General features: G+C 69.4%; 5 protein-coding genes. 2 read left to right on the forward strand and 3 right to left on the reverse strand.

Features of this window, described 5'->3' with window-relative positions; translation table 11 throughout:
- From QZV72_RS10150 to rpe, 3 genes are all read right to left on the reverse strand, one after another.
- Positions 1 to 215, reverse strand: a 215-nt coding sequence (locus tag QZV72_RS10150; RefSeq protein WP_297008122.1) for a hypothetical protein, incomplete at its 3' end; no start/stop codon positions are given.
- 404 nt (positions 216 to 619) lie between these two features.
- Entirely contained in the window at positions 620 to 1,672 is a 1,053-nt protein-coding gene (gene ribD / locus QZV72_RS10155) for a bifunctional diaminohydroxyphosphoribosylaminopyrimidine deaminase/5-amino-6-(5-phosphoribosylamino)uracil reductase RibD (RefSeq protein WP_297008124.1), read from the reverse strand.
- Positions 1,672 to 2,358, reverse strand: coding sequence for a ribulose-phosphate 3-epimerase (gene rpe / locus QZV72_RS10160; RefSeq protein WP_297008127.1), 687 nt, complete (start codon positions 2,356 to 2,358; stop codon positions 1,672 to 1,674). Before rpe ends, ribD begins: the two co-directional genes overlap by 1 nt.
- Positions 2,359 to 2,574: 216 nt before the next feature.
- Between rpe and QZV72_RS10165 the strand changes: the two genes are divergently transcribed.
- Both QZV72_RS10165 and QZV72_RS10170 read left to right on the forward strand, forming a co-directional pair.
- Positions 2,575 to 8,187: a glutamate synthase-related protein gene (locus tag QZV72_RS10165; protein ID WP_297008129.1), complete on the forward strand. Its 5,613-nt coding sequence runs from the start codon at positions 2,575 to 2,577 to the stop codon at positions 8,185 to 8,187.
- A partial coding sequence (locus tag QZV72_RS10170; RefSeq protein ID WP_297008132.1) for a flavodoxin domain-containing protein occupies positions 8,184 to 8,666 on the forward strand: 483 nt, incomplete at its 3' end. The genes QZV72_RS10165 and QZV72_RS10170, both read left to right, overlap by 4 nt.

The following is an 8,666-nucleotide window of genomic DNA, read 5'->3' on the forward strand; positions in this document are numbered from 1 at the left end:
GAACGCCACCAGAACGCCACCGGAACACTGTCACGGGCGGTGGAGGGAACCGGCCGGGCACCGATCACCGTGAGCCGTTTGTCCCCTGACCGGTGTCCGGAACCCGACCCTTTACGCCTGCGGTGGGGTATCCGCAGGTCCTGCCGGACGCAGATCTGCTGCACGGCCCCGTGGACGTGGTACCCCATCGGCTCTGCAGCTGCCGTGGAGGGCATCCCACCGAAATTCGTTCACCATGTGTACACCCTCACGCCACAGGCGGGTCCGACCGACCTGTGGCGTGAGGGTGTACGTGAGGTGAACCTTCGGCGGAGCCTTTCAGTCCGGGGATCAGGAGGAACTCCTCCAGGGAGCTGAACGTCGCGCCGGGTGCCCCGGGGGGATGCCCTATCCGGCCGCCGTCAATTCTCAGACCGAGACCGGGTCCCCTGCTGGACTGTCCTGACGGCACGTCGGGCGCGGTTGAGGCCCCGCTGAAGCGTCACCGCCTACGTGGTCCTACGTGGTCCTACCTGGTCCTACCTGGTCCTACGTGGTCACCGATGATGAGCCGGACGTCGCCCTCCGAGATGACAGCTCGTCCGCCCACTGCTTCAGGCAGTGGACCACACCCGCCGGATCACCCGTGGTTCCGTGTACTCACACTGACGATGTCCCCGCCGAGCGTCTCCACCGACCGTAGGGTGAACCGACTGATACCGGCCATGGTCGTCTGTGCGTCGGGCGCCGGTGCGACGACCGGGATCCCCGCGCCCAGCAGTGCGGGCGCGGTGTAGGCGCCCACGGCGTCCACCAGACCGGAAGCGATGAAGGACGCGGCGATGCGCGGACCGCCCTCCACGAGCACATCGACGATCCCCCGGCTTCCGAGGTCGGCGAGCACCTGCGGCAGAGACTCATCCCGGTACCGCAGCGCCGGGAAGACCGCAGCATGTTCCGGCACCTCGGTGCGTCCCACGACGACCCGCTCCGGCTGGTGGTCGTACAGACCTCCCTCCGGACGCCGCGCCGTCAACCGGGGGTCATCAGCCAGCACCGTGCCGGTGCCGACGATGATCGCGTCCCGCCGCGAGCGGTCGAGGTGCACCCGCGCCCGCGCATCCTCCCCGGTGATCCACTGAGAGGTCCCGTCCGTGGCCGCGGCGAAGCCGTCCAGGGTGCCCGCGTACTTCAGTGTCACGTGCGGACGTCCGAGCCGGCGGGACGCCAACCACGGCTCCACGCTGAACTGCGGGACTCCCGTGAGATCGGTGTCCGGGCCGACCAACGGTCCGGCGACGTCCACCCCACGGGCACGGAGAAACTCGGCCCCACCTCCCTCGACATCGCCGGGGTCCGCGAAGGCGTAGACCACCCGCGCGACCCCGGCCTCCACCAGGGCCACCGCACACGGCCCGGTACGTCCGGTGTGGTTGCAGGGCTCCAGGGTCACCACCGCCGTGCCACCCCGCGCCTTCTCCCCCGCCGCGGCCAGGGCGTTGACCTCGGCATGCGGCCCGCCGACCGGACCGGTCCCGCCGACGCCGACGAGTTCGCCGTCCACCGACAGGATCACCGCCCCGACCGGAGGGTTGGGACTCGTGGTGCCGCGCACGCCATGGCCTGCGGCGTCTGCCACCGCCAGCGCGGACGCCAGTGCCGGGTCACCGGTGAACCGCAGGTACGGGTCCATCACGCTCCGGTCGCAGCCGTAGCTGCGCCGGAAGCGGCGGTCCGGATGGCGTCCACCTGCGCCTGCGGGTCATCCCGGCCGAAGACCGAAGACCCGGCGACGTAGACGTCCACCCCGGCCGCAGCAGACACCGCGGCGGTCTCCACGCTGATCCCCCCGTCGATCTCGATGAGGGTGTCCAGCCCCTCCGCGTCCACCCGGGCGCGCAGGGCACGGACCTTGTCCAGCACCTCCGGCATGAACGACTGCCCGCCGAACCCGGGCTCCACGCTCATCACCAGCACCAGGTCGAAGTCCGCGAGGTGGTCCAGCAGCGGCTCCACCGGAGTGTTCGGCTTCACGGAGACCCCGGCGCGGGTGCCGGCGGCGCGCAGGATCGCGGCGAGGGCGATGGCGGCGTCCACGTCGGCGACGGCCTCCAGGTGGAAGGTGACGTTGCCGAAGGCGGCGTAGCCCGGGGCCCAGCGCTCCGGGTCCTCGATCATGAGGTGGACGTCGGTGAAGGTGTCCGTGCACCGGCGCACCGCCTCGGCGACGGGCAGACCGAAGCTGAGGTTCGGCACGAAGTGGTTGTCCATGACGTCGATGTGCAGCCAGTCAGCCCCGGGAACCCTGGCGATCTCACCGGCGAGATCGGCGAAGTCGGCGGCGAGGATGGAGGGGGCGATCAGCGTCTGTTGGCTCATGCGTTCCATCGTATACGGGGGTTCGCGCCGTCTATGTTTCAACGGTGTTTCCTGCTTATTTCACCTGTGTGACCTGCGAATATGCGATTAGACCACTGTTTTTCCATCAGTTAGTCTTGCCTGACCGGAGCAATGGCATTCCCGGAGTTCGCGCAGTGATCCGCCACAAGCGGTTGCCGTCCGCCGGGGTCCCCGAGGCGAAAGAGCACCCCGTTCATGAGTTCGACATTCGGCCTGTATGACCCGTCCCGAGAGCACTCCTCCTGCGGCGTCGGCTTCCTCACCCGTAAAGACGGCGTTCCCACCCACGACGTCCTGGACCGCGGCCACCGTGCCCTGTGTGCCATCCCCCACCGCGGCGGCATGTCCTCGGAGGGTGTCGGCGACGGTGCCGGCGTGAACATTGACCTGTCGGTCGAGTTCTTCTCCGCCGTCACCGGCCTCGATCTCGAGGAACGCCGGTTCGGAGTCGGTAACTTCTTCCTCCCCGAGGACGCTGACCAGGAACAGACCGCCCGAGACATCGTCACCGACGCCCTGGCGGCGGAGGGGCTGGTCGTCGCCGCCGAGCGTGAGGTTCCGGTCAACGAGGCCGCCGTGCGGCCCGCCGCACTGGCCTACCAGCTGCCGATCCTGCAGTGGGTCTTCACCGTCCCGGCGACGATGACCGCGTCCGACGCGGACCGCGCCGCCAATTCCGCGCTGCTGCGCATCGAGCAGGAGGCCTACTCGCGTCCCGGACTCAAGGGCCTGTACCCGCTGTCACTGTCGACCCGCACCCAGGTGCTCAAGGGCCGACTGAACGCCGACGAGGTCATCCCCTGGTTCGCCGACCTCACCGACTGCCGCCACAGTGTGCGCACCATGTACTTCCACACCCGGTTCTCCACCAACACCGAGCCGCACCCGTCGATGGCCCAGCCGTTCCGGCTCATGGCGCACAACGGTGAGCTGAACACCGACCGCAAGAACCGGATCAGTGACGAGGCCGCTGCAGCGTCCCGCCAGCGCCACATCATCCGACCACCCGGGCAGTCGGACTCCTCCCGCCTGGACCAGACCCTCCAGTCCCGGGTCTTCGACGACCGGCTCGACATCGTCGAGGCCGTGGTCTCCCTCATGCCGCCGGCCTGGGAGAACGACCGTTCGTTACCGGCCCCGGTGCGTGACATGCTGGAGTACTTCTCCCTCTACGAGGAGAAGAACGACGGCCCGGCCGCCCTGATCTTCAACGACGGCGACGTCGTCGGCGCCCGCCTCGACCGCCTCGGCCTGCGCCCGCTGCGCAGCATCGAGACCGCCGACTACCTCATGGTCTCCTCCGAGGCCGGCCAGCTCGACGCCGACCCCGCCGAGGTGCTCCACCGCGGACGCATCGAGGCAGGCGGCATGCTCAGCCTCGACCACCGCACCGGGGAGATCCGCCGCACCCGCGAGACCCTGGAGGAACTCGCCTCCCGGCGCGACTACGCGTCCCTGCTGGCCGACGCCCGCACCGACATCCGGGATATTCCGGTGACCGGTATGCAGCGCGGCACCACCACCCTCGGCTACGAGGGCGACCTGACCCTCGCCGGCCGCTTCGTCGCCTACTCCATGAACCAGGAGAGCTTCCGGTTCATGATGGACCCGATGCTCGCCACCGGCGCCGAGCGCATCTCCGCGATGGGCTACGGCAACGCCATCAACGCCCTGTCGGACACCGAGGGCGGGGTGGCGAAGTACTTCTCCCAGCGTTTCGCCCAGGTCACCAACCCGCCGCTGGACTCCATCCGCGAGGCCGACGGCATGACATTCCGCGTCGCCCTCGGCGCCAAGCCGGACGGCACGGACGCCGAGGACCCCCGCGAGCCCACCCACCAGATCGTCGTGGAGACGCCGATCCTGTCCCACCTGGACATGCTGCGGCTGCGTGAGCAGGACCTGGTGCCGATCCGGCGCTTCGACCTGCTCTACGAGCCGTTCGCCGGGGACGCGGACGCCAACGCCGACTCCCTCGTCGGCGCCCTGGACCGGCTGTGCGACGCGGTGGCCCGCTTCGCCGCGGAGAAGGGCGGCATCGCCGTGCTCTCCGACCGGTCGGTGGACTCCGCCCATGCCCCGATCCCGCTGCTGCTCGCCGTCTCCGCGGTCAACCAGCGGCTTATCGTCGACGGTCTGCGCATGCGGGTCTCCGTGATCGCGGACTCCGGCCAGCTGCCCAGCTCCCACCACATCGCCTCCGCCCTCGGCTTCGGCGCCGCCGCGGTCTACAGTCTCTCCGCCCGGCTGCGCGCCGAGGAGAAGTACCCCGCCCCCACCGGCCCGGCCGGTGACTACACGGAGACGGACAAGGCCTTCGACAAGTTCCGCAAGGCCGCGCTCAAGCAGCTCGGCAAGACGATGGGCCGGGTCGGCCTGTGCACCGTGGAGTCCTACATCGGCGGCGAGTTCTTCGAGCCGAACTACCTCGACACCCGTGACCCGGCACTGGCCCGCTGCTTCCCCCACATGGACGCCCCGGTCCGCGGCGTAGGATTCCGGCGCATCGCCGAGGCCGCGACCGAGTGGCACCACCGTGCCGCGAGCATCTCGTCTGACTCCGACATCCCGCTGCTCGGCCTGTTCAAGGAGCGGTCGGAGGGCGCTGGGCACTCCTTCGGCACCAGTGCGGTGCGTGGTTTCACCGGCTTGACAGATGAGCCGCTCGCGCTGCCTGTCCCTGCTGTGGTGGGGAAGACGGTCAAGCCGGTGAAGCGCGGGAAGGATGCTGCGTCCGACGCCGGTGACGAGCTGCGCCTGCTCACCCTCGGTCAGCTCGGCGACGCTTTCGGCATCTCCGATGAGGCGTACACCAACGCCGGTTTCGGCCAGCTGACCCCGGAGCAGATCGACTCCTTCAAGGTCACCCCCGGTTACCGCGACTTCGTGTCCACCACCAAGGCCGAGCGCGCACGGCGTCCCTCCGCCCTGCGTGACATCCTCGCGCTGCCCGCCGATGTCACCGGACTGCGCAACCACGGGGACTTCGGACGCCAGATCGGCCGGTTCTCCCTCGACGGCAACGGCTCGATCTGCGTCCGCGGGCTCGACATCGAATCCGTCGGCACGGACACCTGGTCCCTGGTCCTCACCGACCAGGACGGGTGCCTCACCGGCCACGCCGAGCTCGCCGTCTGGCTGCGCGACTCCTTCGGTCCCGCCGTGCTCTCACTGCGCGTGTCGGCTGCGGAACTGGTTGTGGGGGCCCACGGCCGGGCCGCCCGGTTCCTCAGCATGCTGCAGCCGGCCCCGAAGAGCCTGCCCCTGTCGAAGGTTCAGCCCGCCCACGAGATCACCCGCACCCTGGCCTCCGGCGCCATGAGCCACGGCGCCCTGGTCGCCACCGCCCATGAAGCGGTCGCCCACGGCACGAACATGGCCGGTGGCATGTCCAACTGCGGGGAAGGAGGCGAGCACTTCTCGCGCGCCGGCACCATCCGCGGTTCCCGGATCAAGCAGTTCGCCTCCGGACGCTTCGGCATCTGGGCCGGCTACCTCGCTGACCCACAGCTCGAGGAGCTGGAGATCAAGATCGGCCAGGGTGCGAAGCCCGGCGAGGGTGGTCAGCTGCCCGCGCCGAAGGTCACCGTGGACATCGCCGCGGCCCGTGGCGGCACTCCGGGCATCGAGCTCGTCTCCCCACCGCCGCACCACGACACTTACTCCATCGAGGACCTCGCCCAGCTCATCCACGACTGCAAGGCGGCCCGCGTCCGCGTCATCGTCAAGCTGGTGTCCTCCGAGGGCATCGGCACGATCGCCGTGGGCGTGGCGAAGGCCGGTGCCGACGTCATCAACGTCGCCGGTAACACGGGTGGCACCGGTGCCGCCGCCGTGACCAGTCTGAAGTACGCCGGACGTTCCGCCGAGATCGGTGTCGCCGAAGTGCACCAGGCGCTGCTGGTCAACGGCCTGCGCGACAAGGTCGTGCTGCGCTGCTCCGGAGCCCACCAGACCGGCCGCGACGTCGTCGTCTCCGCCCTGCTCGGTGGCGATTCCTTCGAGTTCGGCACCACGGCCCTGATGATGCTGCGCTGTGTCATGGCGAAGAACTGCAATATCAAGTGCCCGGCGGGTCTGACGACCAAAGCGGAGGCCTTCGACGGTGACCCGCGGGCGTTGGCCCAGTACCTGCTCAACATCGCCCACGATGTCCGTGGCATCCTCTCCCGGCTGGGCCTCCGTTCCCTGCGCGAGGCCCGCGGCCGCTCGGACCTGCTGCAGCTGCTGGAGCACCCCTCCTACGTCGGCCACCTGGACCTGCGCAAGATGCTCGCCCTCGTCCCGGAGAAGAAGGTCACCGACCCGGTGTACCTGGAGAAGAACTTCACCACCGACGACGCCCTGCTCACCACCGTGCGTGAGGCCCTCGTCGACCGCTGCGAGAGGACCGTCGACATCGACGGCATCACCCTGCACAACTGGGACAAGTCGGTCGGCGGCCAGCTCTCGGTGGACATCGAGCGACTGCTCAACCACCACAACTCCGCCGACCGCGGTGCCGGTGACGCACTCACCGACGCCGAGGTGGACGCCATGCCCGCCGTCCTGCGCGATGACCGTGGCCGCGCCTTCCTCGACGACGGCACCGTCACCGTCCACACCACCGGCTCTGCCGGCCAGTCCTTCGGCGTCTTCTGCAACGACGGCCTGACACTGGAGCACACCGGCACCGCCAATGACGGTGTCGGCAAGTCCCAGGGCGGCGGAACAGTCATCGTCCGTTCCCCCGGCGGCGGTTCCCCGGCCACCGGCGGCAATGTCCTCATCGGCAACTTCGCTCTGTTCGGTGCGACAGGTGGACGCCTGTTCATCGAGGGCGAGGCCGGTGACCGCTTCGCCGTCCGTAACTCCGGTGCCACCGCCGTGGTCGAGGGCATCGGCGAGTTCGGTGCGGAGTACATGACCAACGGCACGGTGCTCAACCTCGGTGCGGTCGGCAAGGGGCTGGGTAACGGCATGTCCGGCGGCTTCCTCTACCAGTACGACCCGGAGGGAACTGTCCCCGACATCGCCAGCCACGATTCCCTGGTCACCTTCCCGCTGCTGGACGCCGAGCCCTTCCATGAGGTCACCGTGCGGACCCTGCTGGACTGGCACATCGAGGCCACCGGCTCGACGCTCGCCACCCGCCTCGTGGCGGACTGGGAGAACACGCGCCGCCACATGGTCTGCGGGATGCCCCGGGCACTGCTGCTCTACCAGGACGCCGACGCGATCCTGTCCGCGGCGTCCCGCAGGGAACTCCTCGACGAGCTGGCGACCGCGGTGGCCACCGACCGGCTGCACGCCTTCAAGGTCGATTACCGGGACCAGCGCCTCGTCGCCGACGGCCGGGTTCCCGGCGGTGATTCCGCCGGCGCCCCCGACGGCCCGGCGGCGATGTTCGACCTCATCGCCAGCTACACCATCCTCAACGTGGCGCGTGACTTCGCCCGCGACCGGGTCACCGACGCGCTCGACGCCACCGACCCCCGGATCGACGACGCCACCCGCAAGCTCATCCTCACCGAGGACTTCTTCGTCATGCAGAAGGTGGTCCGCTACCTGCGCGACTCGATGGACTCCCTCGACGACGCCCAGCTGGCGGTCCTCATCGCCACGAAGCGGCTCGGCGACTACAAGGCCTCCCTGGAGCGCCGCAACGTCCGCGGCATCGACGCCCCGGCGACCTACGGCTGGATCCTGCACCAGGACCTGAAGAACTCCGCCCGGATGGACGTCGCGCATGTCGACGAAGCCATCGCCAACTCGTCCCTCGACGACCTCGTCGCCGGGTGGCGTGAGATGAAGGGAATCTCCGCATGACCCTCCACCTGCCCACCGGGGCCCCGTTCTCCGTCGAGCAGCAGACCTGGCTCGACGGCTTCTTCGCCGGCCTCGACCTCGGCCGCGAGCGCTACCAGGGTCCGGCCGCCACGCTGACCGTCGAGGTGCTCTTCGGGTCGCAGACCGGCAACTCCTCCGAACTCGCCGACCAGCTCGCCGGTGGTCTGCGCGCTGCCGGACTCGGTGCCAACGTCACCGAACTCGACGCCGCCGGTGTCGGCGCGCTCACCGGAGGGTCGAGCCACGTGCTCATCGTCACCTCCACCTACGGTGAGGGCGAGATGCCGGACAACGCCGGGATGTTCTGGGAGGAGCTCAACGGACCCGAGATGCCACGGCTGGAGGACCTGGCCTTCGCCGTCCTCGGACTCGGCGACTCCGGCTACGACGACTTCTGCCGGGCCGGCAAAGACCTCGACATCCGTCTGGAGCAGCTCGGCGCGAAGCGGCTCACCGCC

The organism is uncultured Corynebacterium sp., from assembly GCF_902782855.1.
In the GTDB taxonomy this organism is placed as follows: Bacteria; Actinomycetota; Actinomycetes; order Mycobacteriales; family Mycobacteriaceae; genus Corynebacterium.

What these genes read in the sequence shown, in the direction of transcription:
- QZV72_RS10165 (WP_297008129.1), top strand. Translation starts at nt 2,575, where the DNA reads ATGAGTTCGACATTCGGCCTGTATGACCCGTCCCGAGAGCACTCCTCC.
- rpe (WP_297008127.1), bottom strand. Translation starts at nt 2,358, where the DNA reads ATGAGCCAACAGACGCTGATCGCCCCCTCCATCCTCGCCGCCGACTTC.
- ribD (WP_297008124.1), bottom strand. Translation starts at nt 1,672, where the DNA reads ATGGACCCGTACCTGCGGTTCACCGGTGACCCGGCACTGGCGTCCGCG.